Below are 19,901 nucleotides of genomic sequence, written 5' to 3' on the forward strand. Positions count from 1 at the left end.
TTGACAAATTAACCCTGCGTTACATCGCCGATTACAGGCGGCCTGTTGACATCTTTCACTGAAACTTTCAGATCCTGGCTGACACTCTCCTTGCCGTCGCTTACTGTTACTCTGACATTGTATATTGCGGTGCATCCCTTTGCATTGCATCCTTTTGGATACGCGTCATCATATGTTGTCTGATAGCTTGATGAATCCGTCCATCCGCTGAATGTGATTGTTAAAGCATCTCCATCAGGGTCAGCTGCATCCACATTAATTTTCACAATCTCGCCTTCATTCACTGAAATGTCATTTATCTTTGCAAGCACAGGCAGCTTGTTGCTTTCAATAACATCGATTGCAACTGTTTTTGTTGCAACATCCTTGCCATCTGAAGCGGAAACTGTTATTGTATAAGTTCCTGCATCCCTGTAGCCTGTTTTCCATGTTCCTGTTGCCAGAGGAGCGGAGATTGTGACATCAACCTTGTCGCCATCCGGGTCAATAACAATAGGCCTTACTTCAACTGTTTCGCTTGCCTTCACTTTTATCGGATCAATGTCCTGGATTACCGGCGGCCTGTTTACATTTGCAACATTTACTGTCCATTCCTTTGAAGCTTCTAAAGCGCCGTCAGAAACAGCAACAGTCACTTTATGCTGGCCTGCAGAGTCATAGCTCAGATCATACAGATAAAGGTCTTTTGTTGAAACTTCCTTGTCATCAACTTTCCATAAATACATCAAAGCGTCCTTATTCGGATCAGAAGCTTCAACTTTAAATTCAATTGTTTTTCCTTCATCGCTGTTTGCTATCAGATCAGAAGGCTTAAATGATGTAATTGTTGGAGCCTTGTTTGTCTTCTTTACAATTATTGTTATGTCTTTTGAAACACTTGTTGTTCCGTCTGAAACGGTTATTGTAACCCTATATTCGCCCATATCTCCGAGCTTCGTCTGCCACTCTCCTTTCTCGTTCAATGGCGGGCCGAATGTATAGGTTAAAGCATCTCCATCAGGGTCAGCTGCAACAAGCTTTATCTTCACCATATCGCCTTCGCTGACTGAAATAGTTGTCAATGCTGCCAGCTCCTGCGGAGGCTCTTCATGCTGCGGGGTCATATTTGCTGTTGCCTCTCCATTTGCAGGCTGCGTTGCATTCAAAGGCGCAATAACGCCTGTTCCATTCGAAGCAGGAACCAACCCCGGAAAATAATCCGGATATTTGTAACAGCCAGCTAACAGCAGAACTACACTCAACAAAATTAAATATCTTACACCCCTCATGTTTTCCACCCCATTTCAAAGTAATTATCTATTGTTTCCATTTCATAATAATAACTAATATATAAAGATTTTGGTGATTTAGCAGATAAATGCAAAGGCGGGGTATTAAACCATTTTAACAGCATAATTAAATAAATTAAATAAATAAATTAAATAAATCCAGCCAAACATGGCTTCGACGGTTTTTGCTATGCAAAAACCTACTCGGCACCCCGTAAGGGACAACCCCCGCCTCGTCTCGCCATGGCTGGATTGTCACACTGCACATAAAAAACTTCAATTCGCAAAATAAAAACATTTATATAGAAACCCCTTATTTCGAACGCTATGAAAAGAAGCTCACGCAGGTGGAAGAAGAAAAGGCAGATGAGATGGAAGTGGCAGCGCAAGAGAATGAAGCGCGAGAAGAGAAGAAGGGCAAGAAAGTAGCAGTTTGAATTCTACTAAAATCAGTTATGTCCAATTTGGAATCAGCTAATAAAAAATAAGGCAAAATTGTTTTAATTAATTTTTATATTGCAATTAGTAGGCATATCAATCATATAATAAAATGGACCGCATGTATTACCATGAAGATAATTTGTGCTTTTGTTGTGATTTAAATTTAAATCACCACAAATTTTATCCAATTCCTTAGCTTGCTCATTAACCCTCTTTCTAGCTTCTTGTGCTAGTTTTTCTTCTCTTTCATTTAACTCTCTGTTTTCATAATCAGTTCTAGTGGATGATCCATTACTTAACAGATACACGATAATTAATTTCTTATCTGTTGTAATATTAAGCTCATAAGGCCTGCTTAATGTAACAAGCTTTCCATCTAAACTTAATTCATTTGATTTGAGATTAATCTTTACTCGCATAATATTGGAATTAGTAAGAAGTTTATAAATTTTTGCATATTGATTTTACAGGATAATAACAATTTTGCCTTATTTTTCTTATTTTAGTGCGCCGACAATTTCCAAAAAAACAACAAACTTTAAATAATCCTGAATTAAAAATACGCTTATGAATAAGATAGTCAAAAAAGACATAATAAATATCATTGATGACGGGCTGATTCTCATAGATCAGAAGAACTTTGCTGGCCTTAAAAAGATAAGCAACCACACAATACATAATGCATCCATATTCCAGGACAGGGATTCCATCTCGATTGCAATTGTGATGTATGCATTGTCAAAAATAATGGAGAGAACGGGCAGCATAAATGCGGAGATAGTGAAAAAATTAAAAGATGCTTACGGGCTTTTAATGAAAAATAAAGCAGAAGAGTATCAGGATGCCATTAAGAATATCCTTGAGTTAATTTCCAAGATTGATGTTAAATTAAAACAGTATATGGATGAAGTTATAAAGCAGGCTGAGGTAAAGAAAAGCAGCAAGCTGTACGAGCACGGCATCTCGATTGCGCAGGCTTCTGAGCTGCTGGGGATATCCCAGTGGGAGCTGATGAGCTATATAGGAAAGACCAGCATAACAGAAGAAGGCAAAATAACCGATATAAAAAAAAGGCTCGAATTGGCAAGAAATATTTTTGGTGCTTGATATGAAATCATTGGTTTTTGACAGCGGCCCGATAATAAGCTTAAGCGTTAACAGCTTATTGTGGATCGTTGAGAAGCTGAAAGAAAATTTCAAAGGCGAATTTTATATAGCGAATATGATAAAATACGAGCTTGTTGACCGGCCTTTAAATACAAAAAGATTTGAGTTTGAGGCAATACAGGTGCTGGACCTTGTAAACAAAGGCGTATTGAATGTTGTCGAAAATGAAATTATAAAAAACAAGGGAATGGAGCTGCTGGATCTGGCCAATCACTGCTTCACGGCTCAGAATAATTGCATAAATATCGTTCATTTGGGGGATGCTATGTCAATAGCAGCAGCCATTGTTCTTGATGCTGAGGCCTTGATAATAGATGAAAGAACTGTCAGGCTTTTGATAGAGAATCCGGAAAGATTGGAAAAACTGCTGAAAAATAAACTAAACACGAAGATAGAAATAAACAGAGAAGCCCTTTCAAAATTCAGAAAAGAAACTGAAAATCTAAAAATAATAAGGTCTGTTGAATTGATTGCTGTCGCCTATGAGCTGGGATTTTTGGATAAATATGTCATAAAGACAATTCCTGAGCCTCAAAAAACCCTGCTGGATGCTGTATTGTGGGGCTTAAAGGTAAGGGGCTGCGCAGTCTCCTCGAAAGAGATCAACAAAATAATAAAAATCGAGACGAGAAAATCCTGATTTATAGACGTAAAATCGAAAAGTATTTAAATAAGCGGGCTTATCATTTAGAACATAAGACTAACATCATAGGGGGTGTGTCTTATTAGCCTAAAATAAAAGGAGGTAGATTAAATGGCAGAACAAATAGCAAAAGTTGGAGTAAAGAAAGAAAAAGGATATCTGTATTTTGTGGACAAGAAAGGAAACGTAGCAAGAGCCAAGATGGCCCGCGGAAAGAAAAAGGGCAAGGCAAAGATCGAAGTTGTCGCAAAATGCAGCATTAAGAAAAAGTCAGGATACTTGTATTTCATTGACAAGAAAGGCAATGTATCGGCCGCAAAGATGGCGAGAGGAAGATAAGGCTTCTGATTCTTTTTTTATTTTTTTATTTAATTTCTAAATCATATTTTAAAACAAAAACTATAAAAACAGCAGAGAAATAACTCCCCATTATGATCAAAGGCATGGTTATCGGGGGCAGCTTCAATAATGTAATAATAAGGGAGAAGTCCGGAGCAGGCTTGGAGATCGGAGAGCTGCTGATTGCCGATGTTGACCATGGAAAGGTCCTACTGCAGGCATACGACCTGAATTACAGCTCCCAGATATCGCAGCAGAACCTGGAGCTCATTTCAGGGATGTCGCTTGAGGAGAATGCAGCGTCTGATTTTATGGACGCAAACATAAGGAATTACAGAACGGCATTTTTAAAGAATCTGCTGACCATAAAAAACAACATGCATTGCCTGTGCAAAGAGCTGCCTAACTTCTTTTCAAATGTAAGAAGCATTGAAAAATCAGATTTAGGCTTCATCAGCATCCCGAAAAATCCCCTGTATATCGGAAAATTAAGGAGCGGATCAAAGACAATTGATGTTGATATTGCGCTTAACGGCGAGGATGCGCTTTCGCACCACATTTTGATTCCAGCCACAACTGGCAGGGGAAAATCAAATTTAACAAGCACCATGCTTTGGAATGCTGCTGACAAAGATTACTGCGGCATTTTGGTTTTAGACCCGCATGATGAGTATTACGGCAGAAATAAAATTGGGTTAAAGGATCATCCTTCAAAAGGCAAGGTTGTCTATTACACTTCAAAAGATGCTCCTCCTGGCTGCAGGACATTGAAGATAAACCTTGAAACAATAAGGCCCCATCACCTTAACGGCGTTGTTGACTGGAGCGACCCCCAGAAAGACTGCCTCGATATGTTCAACAAAAAATACGGCAGCAGCTGGATTGAAGCAATAATGCTTGAGAAACTGGTTGAAGGAAAATTTGCAGAGCAGACAACAGGAGTTGTGAAAAGAAAACTGATGAATTTACTGGATCTGGAATGGGACGGCGTGCAGATGACAACATCAGGGATTTTTGAATTGAATGCAGGATCAACAACAATAAAAGATATTGTAAAAGAGCTTGAAGAATCAAAGACTGTAATAGTTGACACTTCTGATTTTGACAGCGCAGTTGAGATACTGATCGGCAGCATGATAGCATCTGAAATATTCAATAAGTACAAGAATTATAAAAGGACTGGCGAACTTAAAGAGAAGCCGATAATATCCATTATCCTTGAAGAAGCTCCCCGTGTTCTCGGCAGGGATGTGCTGGAGAAAGGCCCGAACATATTTTCAACAATTGCAAGGGAAGGAAGAAAGTTTAAAGTTGGCTTGGTTGCAATAACGCAGCTTCCATCATTGATTCCGAAAGAGATTCTTGCCAACATAAACACAAAAATAATACTTGGCATAGAGATGAAAAGCGAGAGGCTTGCTGTAATTGAGTCTGCATCGCAGGATTTGAGCGATGATGACAGGAACATAGCATCGCTTGACAAAGGCGAGGCATTGATAACCAGCAATTTCACAAAGTTCGCGACTCCTGTAAAGATCCCTCTTTTTGAAGATGTTGTAAGGGAAACCCTGAACAACAAAAATAAAATAAAGAATGATTTCAGCGGGATTAAGTTAGATTAAAATTTATATAAAAATCATAGTTTTATTGGCTCTGCATTTTTCCATAATCTATCAAATTTTTTTGCATATTTCTGCGCTAAAAATTTCGTATCTCGTTTAATGAAAGCTATAGGCACATAGCTCGATTCTTTATAGATATCTACCAACAGCTGGTCTTTGAATTGCCCATTTGTCAGCCGTTCTGCAGCTTCTTTAAATCTGTGCTGAACAAATCTGTTTTCTTTAATACTTTCAAACAACCATCTTACGTATATGCCGCTTTTTTCTACAGGCCATGCATAATGATGCGGATTACTCTGTTCTGGAGCATAAACTGTTGGTTTTGTTGCATCCCACAGATGAACACTATCATTATCAAATGCTATGGCTCCTATGACTAAATACCTTGGAGTTTTTATCACCTTAACAGATTCATTCTCTTCAGCAAGTTTTTCTAAAACAGTGTCTATTCCTTCAGAAACAATTGCATATATCTTGACTGACCTGTCAATGGCTCTTTTAAGCGCATCGACAGTAGCTTCCCTGTTCATAAAAGGCGCATCATAGCCTTCAAATACCAGCTGTTTTTGCGTTCTATCGCAATATCTTATTACAGTTGAAAAGTATTCTTCCTGGCTTTCGCCTTCAGCGCCAAATCTTTTTATAGCGCCATCAATATTTTTACAAAGAGCAACTATGCCCATTCAAATCACCCAATATGATAAAAATAGGTTAACATTTATAAATCTTTTTGTGTTGGCGAGCATAAAAAGCAACTTTTATATATCTTGATAATATTCTATTTACTTTCAATGAGGATTAAATGAAATTCGCCCATCTGGCAGACATGCACATTGGATCTTGGAGAGAGCCGAAATTAAGGGAGCTTTCTGTAAATGCATTCATAAAGGCAATGGATCTCTGCATTGAGAAGAATGTTGACTTTATAATAATCTCCGGTGATCTCTTCAATACTTCATTGCCTGCAATTGAAAGCTTAAAAACAACTGTTAAAAAATTAAAAGAAATAAAAAACAAGAATATCCCAGTTTACATTATAGCAGGCAGCCATGATTTCTCGCCTTCTGGAAAAACAATGCTTGATGTTTTGGAAGAAGCAGGGCTGTTCATTAATGTTGCCAGAGGGGAAGAAAAAGACGGGAAGCTTAGGTTGAAGTTTACAGTTGATCCAAAAACAGGAGCAAAGATCACCGGTCTGCTTGGAAAAAAAGGCACTTTGGAAAGGGGCTATTATGATCTACTTGACAGAGCTGCCATTGAAAAAGAGCAGGGCTACAAGATATTTGTCTTCCACACAGCACTTACTGAATTGAAAACAGAAGAGCTTGAAGCAATGGAATCAATTCCATTTTCCTTATTGCCGAAAACCTTCAACTATTATGCTGGAGGCCATGTGCATGAAGTGATGAAAAAAAAAGAGAAAGACTATGAATTGATAGCTTATCCCGGCCCATTATTCCCAAACAGCTTCCGGGAATTGGAAAACCTGCAGAATGGCGGCTTCTACATTGTTGAAGATGATAAAATAACTTACGAGCCAATACAAATATGCCCTGTTTTATCGCTGGCAATCAGCTGCGACAACAAAACGCCTGAAGAAATAAATGAAATTCTGATTAAAGAAATAAAAAACAAGGAATTCAACAATACAATTGTTACAATAAGGCTTGAGGGCATGCTGGAGAGGGGAAAGCCGTCAAGCATTGATTTTAAAACAATTTTTGAAAAGCTTTATGAAAAATCAGCATACTTTGTGATGAAAAACACAAACAAGCTTTCATCGAGGGAATTTGAAGAAGTAAAGATTGAAGTGACATCTGTCGAGGAAACAGAGGAAAAGCTGATTAAAGAGCATCTTGGCCAGATAAAAGTTGAGGGATTGTCTTTGGAAAAAGAAAAAAGCCTGATAAAAAGCCTTATGAAAGTTCTTGGCGCTGAAAAAGGCGAAGGCGAGAAGACAGCGGATTTTGAGAAGAGGATAAGGGAAGAGATCAATAAGGTGATTGAGGTTTAATAAAAAATTTTAAGATAAATTTATATATCGGCAAGTCTTCATCTAACAAAATGCAAGAAACAAACATTCTTGGCGTGAAAAGAGCATCAAAACTCAAAAAATTAATTTACAACGGCGTTCCTGCAGAAGATGCTTTGACGAAAGTATTGCCGCGAAAGAAAGTCAGACCAATTTATGATGCGTGGAATTATCTTGTAAATAAAAAAATCATAGAAACAGCTAATGAGCCTCATGTTGCAGAACAATACCAAGATAAGTTAGCGCCTTTTATAAAATGGGGCGATGATGCTATAACAAGATGGGCGGTATTGACTTATTCTTATTATCTCAGAAAAGAACTTGAAATCAGAGATGTGCTTACTGATCTTGTAAGGAAACGTATACCTAATTTTTATGGCTTTGATTTCAGAAAAGAGGACAAAGCATTGCTTGAAAAAGCTAGCCAAGAGCATATAAAAGAAGGAAATTTAGAAGAAAGATCAGAGCGATTTTACACGCTTCTAGGGGTTAATGTTGTTAACCGCGCTTCAGCTACAGGCTTGCTTAAATTTAGGCCGCATCAAACAAATGGCGAAGCACTTTATCTTTACAGTTGTATAGAAGATAACTTCGGGGAATTTTCTGAAGACATTAAAATGTTGCCGGATGGAGATTTTTCTTAGCCCAAAAACAATAATCCAATCATCACCAAAACCCCAAATACCAGGCTGATCAGCTGGATTAAAGACTTCATGGGAATCACTTCTTTGTGCAGCTCCGGAATCAGGTCAGATCCTGCAATGTAAATAAACCCGCCTGCTGTCAAAGGAAGAATAAACAGGTTGAAGTCTTTTACTGAAGATCCAATGGCTAAAGCCAATATTGCCCCTAAAAAAGCAGCCATTGCAGACAAAAAATTGAAGAATAATGCCTTTTTCTTTGAAAGCCCGGCATGCATCAAAATACCAAAATCTCCCATTTCCTGGGGGATTTCATGGAATAAAACAGCAAGCGCTGTCGCAATTCCGAGCGGAACAGAAACCAAATAAGAGCCGGCAATCACCATTCCGTCTATGAAATTGTGCAGGCCGTCGCCAACTAAATTGATCATGGCCAGCGGATGCGGATGCTGCTTTGATGTTGGGATATGGCAGTGCCTCCAGTGGAGGAATTTTTCCAGCATAAAAAATACAAGCATTCCGCATAAAATATAAAGCGAAACAACAATGCTGAAGCCATATTCACGGACAACTTCAGGCAGCAGATGAATGAATGTGTCACCCAATAATGCGCCTGTTGAAAAAGAAATCAAGATCAAAAGCGCCTGATTCAGTGTTTTTTCTTTTATGAAGAATGCGAAGATTCCGATAAGAGAGATTAAGCTGATGATCAGCACGCTTATCAGACTGTAAAGCCATTCGATTATCATTTTATTATATCACTTTAGTCTCCTTTAAAGCCCTATCAACCTCAGGTTCTACCAGCCCGATGTTTATATTTTCATAGCCTTTAGCTATCCTCAGCTCTAATTCTGCTTTAACCTTTTTAATAATTTTCTCTTTTATGTACTCTGCATCTTGATGAGGGAGGGGCATATCTGCCGGATTAATATTCTCTCTGTATTTTTTTGCAATTTCCAAACTGATTAAGAATTCCTTGTCATAATGTTTTCTTATAACTTCTTCATCAATTGCCTTTTCGAGTATTCTGTGAACAACAGAATTTGAAATGTTGCCTATAAATAAATCCATTAATTTATTTCTGTTTTGACTCATTCTTGATGCCCTCTAAAATCTTATTCAAAGTACCCTTATAAAGCTTTTTGTACTTGGCTAAAAAATCCTCTTTCAAAACAATATTGTCTTTTAACTTCTGAGCTGTCTTACTGCCAAAAATATTATCAATGGCTGAGTCTATCTTATCTTTAGTTATTTCTTTTTTATCAATAAATAAGCTTATTGCAGCAAGGTTTCTTGTCATTTTGTACTTTTCGTCGCCTGTTAAAAAATCAAAATTTTCTATCAATGGCTTGCTTTTCAGAAGGTGCAAGTCCAGCAATTTATAGTTTATTTCAGGATTTATTTTATAAATTAATCTTTTGCTTGAAATGCACCTAGTCAGCATAGCTCGATATAAAGGATCTGTTGAAATTCCTTTTAATAAAGCCTTGTTGCTCATAGCACTTACATGAAACTCAATTCCAATTTTCTCCTTTAAAGAAGCTTCGATAAGTTTTGCATCGATCTTATTCTCACTAACAACAATAATATCTGCGTCATTAAACCTGAATCCTTCTTCCAGAAAAGAGCCCGTTATTATGATATTATCATATTTGACGAGCATTCCGATGTTTTTAAATATCTCTTCCGCTATTTTAAGCTTTATTGGCTCCAGATATTCAATATTGTAGAAAAAAGGCTTAAACACTTCTTCAGGCATTGTTTCAAGCGGCTTTATGACAACATAGCTGCCTACGGCGAAATCCGCCCTGTTCTTCGGGATATAGACCTGATCCATTCTGCTTCCTTTGCTTATTTTGCTGATCAATTCTACCATATTACGTAAAAATACGTACTAATATAAAAGGGTTGTGGTTTTATTAGAAAAAAATCATACTAAAATTCTATTTTACCAGCCTCTTCAGTATTTCATTAACCTCAACAGGAGTTGCCTTGCCTTTTGTCTTCTTCATGACTGATCCTACGATAAAGTTAAGCGCCTTTTCATTGCCTTTTTTATAGTCTTCAGCTGCCTTTGGGTTCTCTGCAATTGCTTCAATGCAGAACTTCTCAAGCTCTTTTTTGTCAGAAACAGCTTCCATTCCCTGCTCTCTGACATATTTCTTTACGTCAAAAGGCGATTCAACTAATTTTTCCAGCAGCCTCTGGGCAACCTGTTCTGTTATAATCTTTTTCTCAACCAAATCAAGCAGATCAATGATGTGAGTTTCATCAATCTCCACTTCTTTCAAATCTTTTTTGATGTAATTCAAAACTCTTGGCAATTCCCTTCTCAGCCATTTTGCAGCCAATAGAGGGTCAATCTCTTTTGCAACCTGCTCGTAAAGCTCTGCGAGCATAAATTCCTGAGCTAAAACTTCAGCATCTTCTTTTTTGAGCTTATACTGGGAAACAAAGCGCTTTGCCTTTTCATGCGCCAGCTCAGGCATTGCTTCCTTTATTCTTTCAACCAGTTCAGCGCTTATTTCAATTCTTGTTAAATCAGGCTCTATAATATAGCCATAATCCTCTTCTGTCTCTTTTGTTCTTAATAAAAATGTAGCCCCTTTTTCAGAATCCCATGCCCTTGTCTCCTGCTTTAATTTTTTGCCTTCTTCGATTTCCTTCTTCTGCCTTTCAACTTCATATCTTAGCGCCCTCTCGATGTCCTTGAAGCCGGTTATATTCTTTACTTCTGCCCTTACATAGCCGCTTTCTCTTATCGAAACATTTGCATCTGCTTTTATTATTCCGCTGTTTGTGTCAAAAATCCTCAAATATGCCAATATCGAAATGAGCTGGTTCATGAAATCGCGGGCTTCTTCCGGGCTTTCAAGCTCAGGCTTTGTAACAACCTCAACAAGAGGGTTGCCGCTTCTGTTGTAATCAACCAGAACAAAAGGAGACTGCTGCATTGATCCGATATGGACAAGCGAAGCAGGGTCTTCCTCAAGGTGCAGCTTTGTTATTCCGATTGTTTTTCCAGCTTTCAGCTTTAATTTTCCGTCTTTCGCCAATGGAACTTCATACTGAGTTATCTGGAAATTCTTTGACATATCGGGGTAGAAATAAGATTTTCTTGAAAAGGCAATTTCAGGCGAAACATCTGCGTCAAGGGCAATGCAGAGCTTCAATGCAAATTCCAGCGCCTCATGGTTTAATACAGGCTTGCTTCCCGGATGGCCTAAACAGACAGGGCAAGTTCTAGTGTTTGGATCTTCATTGCCTTTTGTTGCGCAGCCGCAGAACAGCTTTGTTTTTGTGTTGAGCTCTACATGGATCTCAAGGCCGATTACGATGTCGCTTGTAAAGTTTGCCATTTTGTTTGTAGATTAAATTTACTATTTAAACCTTTGTTGCCTTATCCCTCTCATCGCCCGCTTAACATGCTTGTCCTGGATCTTGGACATTTTCAATCTTCTTCTTATCTGATCAACTGTAAAGCCAGCTGCCAGCGCTGCGAGTATGTATCTTCTCAGCTTCAGATCCCTTTCTATTGAAACAGCTTCTGATACTGCAATCTGCCTTGCTATGAGCAGGATCGCTGATATAACTGCGATTAATATTGCTATTGAAATAAATCCTATCAGGATTATTCTTGCGTCGAGATTGAATTTTATTGGGCTGGCAGCAATTCTTTCTTCGCCATCGGGAATAAAAGGAAAGCCGGATTCTTTGCTCGTGTTGGATTGCTTTGATAGATTAAGGCCGCTGGCATTTTCTAAATTTTCTGCAATGCCCCCTCCAATGGCCGTATTTGTTAGATTTGTAATGTTTGTCAGGTTGGCCGAGTTAGCCATACTAAGGGTCGCATTTATTGTTTCATTGACCTTAATTGGTTTTTTTCCAGAAGCGCAATCTGCATTGTAAGTTCTGCCTAACGCTGCGCATGAATAAGCAAAACAACCCCCATTCAGGCAGTAATCATGCCTGCTTTCGGGATAATCAACAAAAAGCTCTCCTTCGCATTTATCCTCCGGGCATGTTCCTGGGCTGCCGCATGATGCATAATCAACCGGCTTGCCGCATATTGCCTCATAAGTGCTGTCATCGCAGTCTTTTCTGCATGGATTGTTCAACGCAGGGCAGCACCAGCTTCCAGCGCAGGCTGTTTTTTGCCCGCAGGAGCACCCGACAGCATCAACAACCAACGCGGTTGTGCCGGGGCATTTGTCATTTGCATCCGGAACTCCGTCACGGTCGGAATCAGGAACTGCAAAGGCTATTTTTAATAAAACAAATAATAAAAAAACCGCTAAAATATAGAATTTAAAATTATTTTTTTTCAAGCGCATTCACCTGCAAAATTAACATTCTTTACTGCAAATTGGTATATGAAAGAATGCGTGTACTTGTAATAAAATGTCTTGAAATCAACCAGCTGCACGATTTCATTGTTTTTAAAATAGACATTAACATCATTATCAAACATACTGCAGCGCTGTGAAATGTCGTAAACTTGAGGCGGCTGGCTTTCCTTTGCAGCCTTTATTGCATTTGCCATCTCATTTGCTTTTTCATACAATAACCCGAGCCTTATCGGAAGCGCAACATTGAACTGCGACAATTCAGCTATGGAAGATTCCTTTTTTGCAGTTATTGGGTACTGCATTGAAACTGAAATATCCGCCTTGTTTATTTTAAAGCTCACTTTTATTTCATCCGCTTTTGTTACATTATACCCCAGGTCTTTCAGCATATTGAAATCGATGCATTTGTCAACTTCTGCTGCAACATATTTTCCGGCTTCAGCTTCGATATTGCTGAGCGCAGGAATAGAAATAGCTGCACCATCAAGATAATAAGGAATGTAATAAGTAATTTCGTTGTCACGGTATTGGGCATAGCTTACGCCTTCTTCTTCTTTTAAATAGCCTCCATGCAGCCCTATTTTTGAAAACACAGCATCCTGAGATGTCGTTTTCAGGCAATTCTCAATATATGTGCGGATCACAGTTGTTTCTACGCTGCCAATAGTTGCCTCAGCAACTGAGCTTTTCAGCTCGCTTGCCTGCCTGCTGCCTGCTATTGAAAAAACAATGATCAGAGAAATAACTAAAACAAGCCCTATTATAATGAATACAGTTATCTGACCTCTTTTTTGCATAATCATTCCAGCGCATTACTCAACTATCAGCCCGCAAACCCTGCAGATTAATTCGCCATCTTCAAAGACGATCTTGCCGCCGCAGTCAGGGCATTTCTTTGGCTTGTCTTCGCTTTCCAAAGCTGCAACATCCTTCTGATTGCCCCAGTTTGTCATTTTTAAATAAATTGTCCTGTTTTTAAATTTCTTTTACAATTACCCCAAAAATAAATCCTTCCATGCATCGCAATATAAATTCCTTTTTTTAAAACATTTATTGCTCCAATTGCGACTCCTACATTAAATGACGCATCAGAATTGGAAAATCTTTCTGGCTTCATCGCACCCGTAAGAATTATGGTTTTATCTTTTATACCGCTCAGTTTTTTAGCAGTTTCTAGCATAGTGTCTGTGCCATGAGTTATTATAATTTTATCAAAATTTAATTTTTTACAGGTTTCATAAATTTTATTCCTGTCTCCAGAAGTAATATCTATGCTGTCTTTTTTTAGAACTGAAATAATCCGGTATCTGAAATTAGGATTTGCCTTCTCTAAAATTCTTTTTACTGCAGGTTCAGAAATTTCAAAAGCATAACCTTTAGTTGCTTTTGGGTAATCCTTGTCAATTGTTCCGCCTGTTTGTATGAATAATATTTTCATTTTTCCACTGCGCTTCCTAATTGGATTATTTTGCTCTCTTCGAGATGATCGCCAATAAGCATCATGCCAACCGGCATATTGCCTTTAAACCCGACAGGAATGCTCATATGCGGCAGACCGGCCAGATTAGGGCCGACTGTCATGATGTCCATCATGTAATTCTGCAAAGGAGTCAGCTTTTCTATCTCTTTTATTTTCGGCGCAGTTATTGGCATTGTTGGCGAGATCAATGCATCATATTTTTTAAATAATTTTTTGTATTCCTCAATGATTTTTGTCCTGACTTTCATTGCTTTGATATAATAAGCATCCCTGTAGCCTGCCATTCTTGCGAATGTTCCTAAAATAATTCTTCTTTTTGCTTCCGGCCCGAAATTAAGCGACCTTACTTTAGAAAAATATTCATTGAAATTGCCTTCAAGCTTTTCATGCTTCCCATATCTCATTCCGCAGTACTTTGCAAGGTTTGTTGATGATTCAGACATTGCGATAAGATAGTAGCCTTTGTCTGTTCCTTCGCCAAATGAGTCTTTTATAATGCCGATCTTCATTCCACCGCAATCCTTTCCAGCAGCATCTGTGTACTTATCCACATCCTTGCTTATTGTTGTTGATTCTTTTGGATCAAATCCTGAAATTATTTCAAGCATCAGCGCAGCATCATAAACATTTTTAGCCATTGGACCTATTTTATCAAGGCTATTAGCGTAATCTATCAAACCATAGCGCGATACTCTGCCGTAAGTCGGGCACAACCCCACAATGCCGCAGAAAGATGCGGGATTGACAATAGAGCCGCCTGTGCTTTCACCCAGGCTTATATGCGGGAAAGATGCTTTTTGCGTGATTCCAGCGCTGCCGCCAGAGCTTCCTCCGCAGCTTCTTTCCCTGTCAAAAGGGTTCAGTGGAATTTTAAAGTCAATGCCTGTATTGATGGAAAATCCGCCAAATCCAAATTCATCCTGCGATGTTTTTCCGACAATGATTGCCCCTTCCCTTATTATTTTTTCAACAACAGCTGCATTGAAAACAGGATTGTAGCCTTTCAGTATTTTTGATCCTGCTGTTGATTCAACGCCATCAACGCAGATGCAGTCTTTTATCGAGACAGTCAGCCCAGCTAATCTTCCATGCGGCCTTTTTTCAATTACCTTTGCCTGGTCTAGCGCAAAATTCTCAGAAATTACATTGAAATAATTGTATTCGCTGTTTATCTTTTTTATCTCATAAATGGCTTTTTCTGTATTTTTAATTACATCAATCTCCCTGTTCTGTATTTTTTTGATGAAATCTATTATGTTCATTCTATTCTTATTGAGTTTATTTTAACAGTTTCAAGGGGAACATCATCAAATCCATTTTTAGATCCGGTTTCAGCCAGGCCGATGGCATCCACAACATCCATTCCTTCGATGACCTTGCCAAAAACAGCATAGCCGTATCCTCCGGGAGTTTCATCTCTGTGGTCCAGGAAAGGGTTGTCAATCAGATTTATGAAGAACTGCGATGTTGCACTGTCAATCATGCTTGTCCTTGCCATTGCTATTGTGCCCCTTAAATTTTTCAGGCTGTTTTTTGCCTCGTTCTTGACAAGAGGGGCATATGCATTCTTCTGGGCCAGATTCTCATCCATGCCGCCGCCCTGTATCATAAATCCTGCTATTACCCTGTGGAAAACAAGGCCGTCATAAAATTTATTATTCGCATAGTTCACGAAATTATTCACTGTCAGAGGAGCATGCTCCCTGTCAAGCTCGACTTTTATTATGCCTTTTGACGTGTCTATGACTGCTATTTCTTTTTTTGTTTCGTCTGCCATTTTTGCGCACCCCGCTATCAAAACAATCATTAAAACCAAGAATAATGCTGTTCTCATTTAAACCGCCCTCGGCCCTTTGAAGTAGCCGTCCTTCTTATGCTCAGTCAATGACAAAGCTTCTTCCTGCGTCAGGCATTTCTCAACTTTGTCTTCTCTCACAGCATTCTTCAGATCGATCGGCTGGAAACTCGGCTTTGCGCCTTTTACATCGATCTCGTCAAGCTTTGAAAATGCATCCAGAATTTCCTTCAGCTGCGGAAGGAATTTCTCAATCTCCTCTTTAGTTAATCTTAACCTTGCAAGCTCTGCAACATGCTCTATAAGATCTTTGTCAACTTTCATGATCTACCACCTTACACATATCAACAAAGTTATGCATTTATAAGATTTTCTAATTTTTTCAGAGTATTTATTATATATTTTCCCTTGCGCCTGATCTTTCTGCCAATCAGCACTGCTTTGATCCCGGCTTTTCTTGGCACAATATAGTCATCTTCATAAGTGTCTCCAACATGAACAATTTCATGCTTTTTTATTTTTAATTTTTTTATGATTTTTAAAAATACATCCGGGTTCTTTTTTGTCATCCTGAAGTCTGATGTTACAGAAAAGACCTTTGAAAAATAGCCCTTTAAGCCCTCTGTTTCCAGCTTTATTTCGTTCATTTCATGCGTTGATGTTGTTACTACAATTAATTTGTATTTTTTGCTTAATTTTTTCAGAACTTTTTTAACTTCCGGGAAAAGCTTTATCCTGCGCTTCATGTCTTTCATTATAATCTTGTGATCCTCCTTGAGCTTGAAATGTTTAAACCAGTATGATGGGAAATACCAGTCAAGGCGCTTATTCCCGACTTTGTTGTATTCTCCATAAACAAATTTCTTTGCTCTTTTTATGCTGATCTTTTTTTTCTTCGCATACAGCCTCGGGATTTCCTCAAACCAGAAGACGCTGTCAAACCCTTTTTTATCCAATAATGTTCCGTCGAGATCGAAGGAGATTATTTTGATCGTTTTTTGCTTAACCTCCAAAACCATTCAAAAAATTCCCTGAATCTGTTTGCAATTTCTTCGCTTTCAATTAAAATCCCAAATGGAAATTCCTTGGCCCACAATGCAATGCCGACCTTATTTCCGTAAACATAGATATGCGATGGAGATTTTAAGCCTTCTGGCAAATATCCGATCTCTGTAAATTTCAGTTTTTCCAAATCTTTGCCCCTTTTTCTTCCTTCAGGAGTGCTGTTAATCAGGATTCTCGCTTTTATTCTCTCTTTAATCCTTGATTTATTCCATTTGTCCATGAAAAATTCAGGCAGAATTTCAACTGTCAAGCCGGAAGTAAAATCCAGCCATTCCTTTGGCTTTGATCTTATTATATCGTTCATTATAGTTTTTAATCCTTCTCTGCCTTCATATAGCTCTGCAGAATACTTTTTCTCTTTGGGCGGGGTTAATTTAAATAATTCCGGGATCAGCCTTTCAATATTAATCTCTTTCTCCTTGAGAAAATCCAGCAGTTTAGATGGATTGGCGGCTTTGAAGTATTTGATATTATTCTTAATAACATAACTGATTAACCCTCTTTTCATTAAATTACCCAATATCTGATATGTTAATGTTCTGTTTACATTAGTTCTGTCTGATAATTCACTGGCCAATGCTTCGCCTAATTTCAACAGCTCCAAATAAACCCTTATTTCGTTGTCTGTTAATCCGATATCCTTTAAAAAATCGGTTTCCATTTCTGAATAAGGATATTCGGAGCTTTATAAATCTTTCTATTGTTGTTATTTAAAAGACAACAAAGATTTAAATATTTGATATATTATACTACCTTAAAGTCATAAATTATTATGAGGATGGAAAAAGATGTTACCAGAAATATCACCAACTAAAAATGAAGTGAAAGAATCGGTAATTGCCACAGTATCTCTTTTGCTAGGGCTCGCGGTAGGAACATTTACAACTCTAGATGCCGTAAAGAATACTCGTATTCCTAATAAAGATAAGGTTGAAGAAGGATACGTCATACCAAGTAAACTTGAAATAATTACCGAGGATTTAGACAAAAATGGAAAAGATGAAGTTATAATGAAGTATGATGGAAGATCATATCTACTAAATCTGGATAAACAAGGAAGGCCAAAAGTTGAAACTTACGAAATAGGCCTTAAAATGATAATGCCTAGTAAAGATGTTACATTACCTGAATAGAAGGCAAAAGAAAATGAAAATAATCACCCTAATTCCGAGTTATAGGATAAAACAAGAGATATGCGAGCGACTTTCCACACTTTATGATATGGTTCAATCCGATAGATTAGATGCAGTTATCAAGATTGATGATCTTATCCGCGCTGAAGCTAAGGGAGAAAGGCTACACGATTGGGGGTACAACTATGCAGTTTGCGCATATGGCCATGGCAAAGAAGGTGAACGCGCCAACATTGGCTGGAGGAAGTATAAGGAACTTAAATCTTTGCGGTTGTTTTTTATGAAAAAGTCAACATTACAGAGAGAGATGAGAGAATTTGAGAGGTTATACGGATCTATAAACTTCTGGCGTGAAAAAGCAGCAGAATCTCCAAAACTTGAAAAATATATTTGTGTTTTGGAAGAACTAGAAGAGGAAAAGAGTAAGACCCTATAAAATCAATAAGATGGATTAGAAAGGGAAGCTTAAAATTGATAAAGAAGAATAGGAGGAATAAAAAATGACCGATACATCACAAACTGAAAATAAATACCAAGTATTTGTAGAGAGGGTAGGAAAGGTGTGCATTCCCAAGGATGATTCAGAAAAGTGGGGCTATGATGCATTTTTGGAGTTTAACTGGGATTATAAACTTGAAAAAGTGTATTTTATCTCTATTGCAGCATCAACAGTAGATGATCATCTTTTACTTCAGGAAGCACATTTAAAGAATCTCAGCAACCATCGTTATAGGGGCTGTCTCGCAGATAATATTCCATTCGACATAATTTCCATTCCTAAAAATGATCCGTTGAGGGCAATAATTCCAGCAGACAAAAAGATGCGCAACAAACTAGAAGAGCTGGTATGTTGGATTATGCAAGAATGGTATGACGCAACACCAGAAGATATAGCAATTGCAGAAATTATAGAAAAATAGGTCCATACAGAACTACATTAAACGGCAATGTACTGAGTTTTTCTATAAGGAAATCAATATTAAACCTAACAAGATCACCATAATGTAAATCCATTGCTTCTTTGTTAATCTTTCCTTTAAGAAAAGCCATGAACCCAAAACAGTTATCAGCATTGAGGCAGATGCCATTGGCGAGGCTATCAGAATAAGGCCATGATCAAGGCTGAAGTTGTAAAATACAGCGCCAACTGCTCCCAAAAACCCGCTTAAAACAAGCCATCCTGAGTTTTCTTTTTTTACAATAAGATTATAGTTTTTGTTTCGGATCAAAAAATAAATCAGGCAGAAAAGCAGTATAAAGCCCTCAAAATACAAAGATGCTGTTACTACGCCCATATTATTTATCGGGATCCTCAGAAAAGGGAATATAAACCCCCATATGAGGGATATGGCTGCTGCAAGCAGCAGAGTTATTTTCCAGTTCTTTATTTTCAATTTGCCATCCTTTAAGCTTAATAGAAAAACGCCAATAAAAACAATGATTATGCCTATAAGCAGGGGCAGTGTTATGCTCTCCTTGAAAATAAATACTGCCATAATCGCGGCAATTGGCGCGTAAGCAGCAGTAAGCGCGGTTATCATCGAAATTTGCGTAAATCTGAATGAAATAAAAAACAGCAGAATTGCCACAAATCCCAAAAACCCGAGAAAAATAACAAGCAAAAGGTCATTCAGGCTGATCCACTTTATGTTTTTTGTTATGGCTGAAAAAATAAACAAAAACAAAACCATGAAGAAGTAATTAAACAGCAGCATCGTGTAATGATCTAACTTAGATGAAACCTTTTTCCAGCATATCTTGTCAAAGCCCCAGCTGATCATGACAATAATGCCGAACAGCACGCCAAGCGGATAGTTCATAGCATTAATTTATCTTGAGTTCTTTATATAGTTTATCGTTTGCTGGTGTTTTTTCAAGTTATGATACGCCATGCCGATAGTTTTATAAATGTCATTGTAATTCTCT

The 19,901-nt window shown here is 38.0% G+C and carries 25 protein-coding genes and 1 pseudogene; 9 read left to right on the forward strand and 17 right to left on the reverse strand.

Annotated elements, in window-relative coordinates; genetic code table 11:
- Positions 1–8 precede the first annotated feature (8 nt).
- Together HYU07_01620 and HYU07_01625 are read right to left on the reverse strand one after the other, a co-directional pair.
- Positions 9–1,268, reverse strand: a complete 1,260-nt coding sequence (locus HYU07_01620) for a hypothetical protein (protein MBI2128916.1) — start codon at positions 1,266–1,268, stop codon at positions 9–11.
- A gap of 500 nt (positions 1,269–1,768) precedes the next feature.
- The gene (locus HYU07_01625; protein ID MBI2128917.1) at positions 1,769–2,128 is read right to left on the reverse strand and encodes a hypothetical protein; all 360 of its coding nucleotides are present in this window, start codon (positions 2,126–2,128) and stop codon (positions 1,769–1,771) included.
- A gap of 148 nt (positions 2,129–2,276) precedes the next feature.
- On the opposite strand from HYU07_01625, the gene HYU07_01630 reads away from it, so the two are divergent.
- The 4 genes from HYU07_01630 (at position 2,277) to HYU07_01645 (ending at position 5,480) form a co-directional block, all read left to right on the forward strand.
- On the forward strand, positions 2,277–2,816 hold the full coding sequence (locus HYU07_01630) for a hypothetical protein (protein MBI2128918.1): 540 nt from the start codon (positions 2,277–2,279) through the stop codon (positions 2,814–2,816).
- A 1-nt stretch (position 2,817) separates the two neighbouring features.
- Entirely contained in the window at positions 2,818–3,516 is a 699-nt protein-coding gene (locus HYU07_01635) for a hypothetical protein (protein ID MBI2128919.1), read from the forward strand.
- Between the two features lie 114 nt (positions 3,517–3,630).
- Positions 3,631–3,858, forward strand: coding sequence for a hypothetical protein (locus tag HYU07_01640; GenBank protein MBI2128920.1), 228 nt, complete (start codon positions 3,631–3,633; stop codon positions 3,856–3,858).
- 92 nt (positions 3,859–3,950) lie between these two features.
- Positions 3,951–5,480 carry an ATP-binding protein gene (locus HYU07_01645; GenBank protein ID MBI2128921.1) on the forward strand — a complete coding sequence of 510 codons (1,530 nt, stop codon included), beginning with the start codon at positions 3,951–3,953 and terminating at the stop codon, positions 5,478–5,480.
- Positions 5,481–5,494: 14 nt separating this feature from the next.
- Here the strand turns inward: HYU07_01645 and HYU07_01650 are convergent, their stop codons facing one another.
- Positions 5,495–6,163 carry a hypothetical protein gene (locus HYU07_01650; protein MBI2128922.1) on the reverse strand — a complete coding sequence of 223 codons (669 nt, stop codon included), beginning with the start codon at positions 6,161–6,163 and terminating at the stop codon, positions 5,495–5,497.
- A 119-nt stretch (positions 6,164–6,282) separates the two neighbouring features.
- Here HYU07_01650 and HYU07_01655 point away from each other — a divergent pair, with 119 nt between their 5' ends.
- On the forward strand, positions 6,283–7,494 hold the full coding sequence (locus HYU07_01655) for an exonuclease SbcCD subunit D (GenBank protein ID MBI2128923.1): 1,212 nt from the start codon (positions 6,283–6,285) through the stop codon (positions 7,492–7,494).
- Positions 7,495–7,544: 50 nt separating this feature from the next.
- A complete protein-coding gene (locus HYU07_01660; protein MBI2128924.1) occupies positions 7,545–8,156 on the forward strand; it encodes a hypothetical protein in 612 nt (203 codons plus the stop codon).
- On the opposite strand, the gene HYU07_01665 is transcribed toward HYU07_01660, so the two are convergent.
- From HYU07_01665 to HYU07_01725, 13 genes and pseudogenes are all read right to left on the reverse strand, one after another.
- Positions 8,153–8,902 (reverse strand): ZIP family metal transporter, encoded by a 750-nt coding sequence (locus HYU07_01665; GenBank protein ID MBI2128925.1) that lies wholly within the window; start codon positions 8,900–8,902, stop codon positions 8,153–8,155. The two genes, HYU07_01660 and HYU07_01665, sit on opposite strands and share 4 nt — an antisense overlap.
- Before the next feature lie 4 nt (positions 8,903–8,906).
- Positions 8,907–9,248, reverse strand: a complete 342-nt coding sequence (locus HYU07_01670; GenBank protein ID MBI2128926.1) for a hypothetical protein — start codon at positions 9,246–9,248, stop codon at positions 8,907–8,909.
- Positions 9,229–10,029 (reverse strand): hypothetical protein, encoded by an 801-nt coding sequence (locus tag HYU07_01675; GenBank protein ID MBI2128927.1) that lies wholly within the window; start codon positions 10,027–10,029, stop codon positions 9,229–9,231. The genes HYU07_01670 and HYU07_01675 overlap by 20 nt, the downstream gene beginning before the upstream one ends.
- 67 nt (positions 10,030–10,096) lie before the next feature.
- Positions 10,097–11,512: an Asp-tRNA(Asn)/Glu-tRNA(Gln) amidotransferase subunit GatB gene (gene gatB / locus HYU07_01680; GenBank protein MBI2128928.1), complete on the reverse strand. Its 1,416-nt coding sequence runs from the start codon at positions 11,510–11,512 to the stop codon at positions 10,097–10,099.
- Between the two features lie 807 nt (positions 11,513–12,319).
- Positions 12,320–12,400: pseudogene (locus HYU07_01685) on the reverse strand (OmpA family protein).
- A 77-nt stretch (positions 12,401–12,477) separates the two neighbouring features.
- Positions 12,478–13,299, reverse strand: a complete 822-nt coding sequence (locus HYU07_01690) for a hypothetical protein (GenBank protein MBI2128929.1) — start codon at positions 13,297–13,299, stop codon at positions 12,478–12,480.
- 15 nt (positions 13,300–13,314) lie between these two features.
- The gene (locus HYU07_01695; GenBank protein MBI2128930.1) at positions 13,315–13,455 is read right to left on the reverse strand and encodes a hypothetical protein; all 141 of its coding nucleotides are present in this window, start codon (positions 13,453–13,455) and stop codon (positions 13,315–13,317) included.
- Positions 13,456–13,457: 2 nt separating this feature from the next.
- Positions 13,458–13,940 carry an asparaginase gene (locus tag HYU07_01700; protein ID MBI2128931.1) on the reverse strand — a complete coding sequence of 161 codons (483 nt, stop codon included), beginning with the start codon at positions 13,938–13,940 and terminating at the stop codon, positions 13,458–13,460.
- Positions 13,937–15,244: an aspartyl/glutamyl-tRNA amidotransferase subunit A gene (locus tag HYU07_01705; GenBank protein ID MBI2128932.1), complete on the reverse strand. Its 1,308-nt coding sequence runs from the start codon at positions 15,242–15,244 to the stop codon at positions 13,937–13,939. Before HYU07_01705 ends, HYU07_01700 begins: the two co-directional genes overlap by 4 nt.
- Complete coding sequence (locus tag HYU07_01710; protein MBI2128933.1) at positions 15,241–15,759, reverse strand: peptidylprolyl isomerase; 519 nt, start codon at positions 15,757–15,759, stop codon at positions 15,241–15,243. The genes HYU07_01705 and HYU07_01710 overlap by 4 nt, the downstream gene beginning before the upstream one ends.
- A gap of 57 nt (positions 15,760–15,816) precedes the next feature.
- On the reverse strand, positions 15,817–16,101 hold the full coding sequence (gatC, locus tag HYU07_01715; GenBank protein MBI2128934.1) for an Asp-tRNA(Asn)/Glu-tRNA(Gln) amidotransferase subunit GatC: 285 nt from the start codon (positions 16,099–16,101) through the stop codon (positions 15,817–15,819).
- 29 nt (positions 16,102–16,130) lie between these two features.
- Positions 16,131–16,796: an HAD family hydrolase gene (locus tag HYU07_01720; GenBank protein ID MBI2128935.1), complete on the reverse strand. Its 666-nt coding sequence runs from the start codon at positions 16,794–16,796 to the stop codon at positions 16,131–16,133.
- The gene (locus HYU07_01725; GenBank protein MBI2128936.1) at positions 16,760–17,503 is read right to left on the reverse strand and encodes a hypothetical protein; all 744 of its coding nucleotides are present in this window, start codon (positions 17,501–17,503) and stop codon (positions 16,760–16,762) included. The genes HYU07_01720 and HYU07_01725 overlap by 37 nt, the downstream gene beginning before the upstream one ends.
- Before the next feature lie 127 nt (positions 17,504–17,630).
- On the opposite strand from HYU07_01725, the gene HYU07_01730 reads away from it, so the two are divergent.
- The 3 genes from HYU07_01730 (at position 17,631) to HYU07_01740 (ending at position 18,895) form a co-directional block, all read left to right on the forward strand.
- Positions 17,631–17,975 (forward strand): hypothetical protein, encoded by a 345-nt coding sequence (locus HYU07_01730; GenBank protein ID MBI2128937.1) that lies wholly within the window; start codon positions 17,631–17,633, stop codon positions 17,973–17,975.
- 13 nt (positions 17,976–17,988) lie between these two features.
- Positions 17,989–18,411 carry a hypothetical protein gene (locus tag HYU07_01735; GenBank protein MBI2128938.1) on the forward strand — a complete coding sequence of 141 codons (423 nt, stop codon included), beginning with the start codon at positions 17,989–17,991 and terminating at the stop codon, positions 18,409–18,411.
- A 64-nt stretch (positions 18,412–18,475) separates the two neighbouring features.
- Positions 18,476–18,895 carry a hypothetical protein gene (locus tag HYU07_01740; GenBank protein MBI2128939.1) on the forward strand — a complete coding sequence of 140 codons (420 nt, stop codon included), beginning with the start codon at positions 18,476–18,478 and terminating at the stop codon, positions 18,893–18,895.
- 42 nt (positions 18,896–18,937) lie between these two features.
- On the opposite strand, the gene HYU07_01745 is transcribed toward HYU07_01740, so the two are convergent.
- On the reverse strand, positions 18,938–19,795 hold the full coding sequence (locus HYU07_01745) for a DMT family transporter (GenBank protein ID MBI2128940.1): 858 nt from the start codon (positions 19,793–19,795) through the stop codon (positions 18,938–18,940).
- Between the last annotated feature and the right edge of the window lie 106 nt (positions 19,796–19,901).

It is taken from the genome of Candidatus Woesearchaeota archaeon, from assembly GCA_016180285.1.
Classification (GTDB): Archaea; Nanobdellota; Nanobdellia; order Woesearchaeales; family JACPBO01; genus JACPBO01.

What these genes read in the sequence shown, in the direction of transcription:
- gatB (MBI2128928.1), bottom strand. Translation starts at nt 11,512, where the DNA reads ATGGCAAACTTTACAAGCGACATCGTAATCGGCCTTGAGATCCATGTA.
- HYU07_01630 (MBI2128918.1), top strand. Translation starts at nt 2,277, where the DNA reads ATGAATAAGATAGTCAAAAAAGACATAATAAATATCATTGATGACGGG.
- HYU07_01660 (MBI2128924.1), top strand. Translation starts at nt 7,545, where the DNA reads ATGCAAGAAACAAACATTCTTGGCGTGAAAAGAGCATCAAAACTCAAA.
- HYU07_01635 (MBI2128919.1), top strand. Translation starts at nt 2,818, where the DNA reads ATGAAATCATTGGTTTTTGACAGCGGCCCGATAATAAGCTTAAGCGTT.
- HYU07_01710 (MBI2128933.1), bottom strand. Translation starts at nt 15,759, where the DNA reads ATGGCAGACGAAACAAAAAAAGAAATAGCAGTCATAGACACGTCAAAA.
- HYU07_01720 (MBI2128935.1), bottom strand. Translation starts at nt 16,796, where the DNA reads ATGGTTTTGGAGGTTAAGCAAAAAACGATCAAAATAATCTCCTTCGAT.
- HYU07_01655 (MBI2128923.1), top strand. Translation starts at nt 6,283, where the DNA reads ATGAAATTCGCCCATCTGGCAGACATGCACATTGGATCTTGGAGAGAG.
- HYU07_01625 (MBI2128917.1), bottom strand. Translation starts at nt 2,128, where the DNA reads ATGCGAGTAAAGATTAATCTCAAATCAAATGAATTAAGTTTAGATGGA.
- HYU07_01645 (MBI2128921.1), top strand. Translation starts at nt 3,951, where the DNA reads ATGATCAAAGGCATGGTTATCGGGGGCAGCTTCAATAATGTAATAATA.
- gatC (MBI2128934.1), bottom strand. Translation starts at nt 16,101, where the DNA reads ATGAAAGTTGACAAAGATCTTATAGAGCATGTTGCAGAGCTTGCAAGG.
- HYU07_01730 (MBI2128937.1), top strand. Translation starts at nt 17,631, where the DNA reads ATGTTACCAGAAATATCACCAACTAAAAATGAAGTGAAAGAATCGGTA.
- HYU07_01675 (MBI2128927.1), bottom strand. Translation starts at nt 10,029, where the DNA reads ATGGTAGAATTGATCAGCAAAATAAGCAAAGGAAGCAGAATGGATCAG.
- HYU07_01740 (MBI2128939.1), top strand. Translation starts at nt 18,476, where the DNA reads ATGACCGATACATCACAAACTGAAAATAAATACCAAGTATTTGTAGAG.
- HYU07_01665 (MBI2128925.1), bottom strand. Translation starts at nt 8,902, where the DNA reads ATGATAATCGAATGGCTTTACAGTCTGATAAGCGTGCTGATCATCAGC.
- HYU07_01700 (MBI2128931.1), bottom strand. Translation starts at nt 13,940, where the DNA reads ATGAAAATATTATTCATACAAACAGGCGGAACAATTGACAAGGATTAC.
- HYU07_01705 (MBI2128932.1), bottom strand. Translation starts at nt 15,244, where the DNA reads ATGAACATAATAGATTTCATCAAAAAAATACAGAACAGGGAGATTGAT.
- HYU07_01650 (MBI2128922.1), bottom strand. Translation starts at nt 6,163, where the DNA reads ATGGGCATAGTTGCTCTTTGTAAAAATATTGATGGCGCTATAAAAAGA.
- HYU07_01745 (MBI2128940.1), bottom strand. Translation starts at nt 19,795, where the DNA reads ATGAACTATCCGCTTGGCGTGCTGTTCGGCATTATTGTCATGATCAGC.
- HYU07_01690 (MBI2128929.1), bottom strand. Translation starts at nt 13,299, where the DNA reads ATGCAAAAAAGAGGTCAGATAACTGTATTCATTATAATAGGGCTTGTT.
- HYU07_01735 (MBI2128938.1), top strand. Translation starts at nt 17,989, where the DNA reads ATGAAAATAATCACCCTAATTCCGAGTTATAGGATAAAACAAGAGATA.
- HYU07_01725 (MBI2128936.1), bottom strand. Translation starts at nt 17,503, where the DNA reads ATGGAAACCGATTTTTTAAAGGATATCGGATTAACAGACAACGAAATA.
- HYU07_01695 (MBI2128930.1), bottom strand. Translation starts at nt 13,455, where the DNA reads ATGACAAACTGGGGCAATCAGAAGGATGTTGCAGCTTTGGAAAGCGAA.
- HYU07_01640 (MBI2128920.1), top strand. Translation starts at nt 3,631, where the DNA reads ATGGCAGAACAAATAGCAAAAGTTGGAGTAAAGAAAGAAAAAGGATAT.
- HYU07_01620 (MBI2128916.1), bottom strand. Translation starts at nt 1,268, where the DNA reads ATGAGGGGTGTAAGATATTTAATTTTGTTGAGTGTAGTTCTGCTGTTA.
- HYU07_01670 (MBI2128926.1), bottom strand. Translation starts at nt 9,248, where the DNA reads ATGAGTCAAAACAGAAATAAATTAATGGATTTATTTATAGGCAACATT.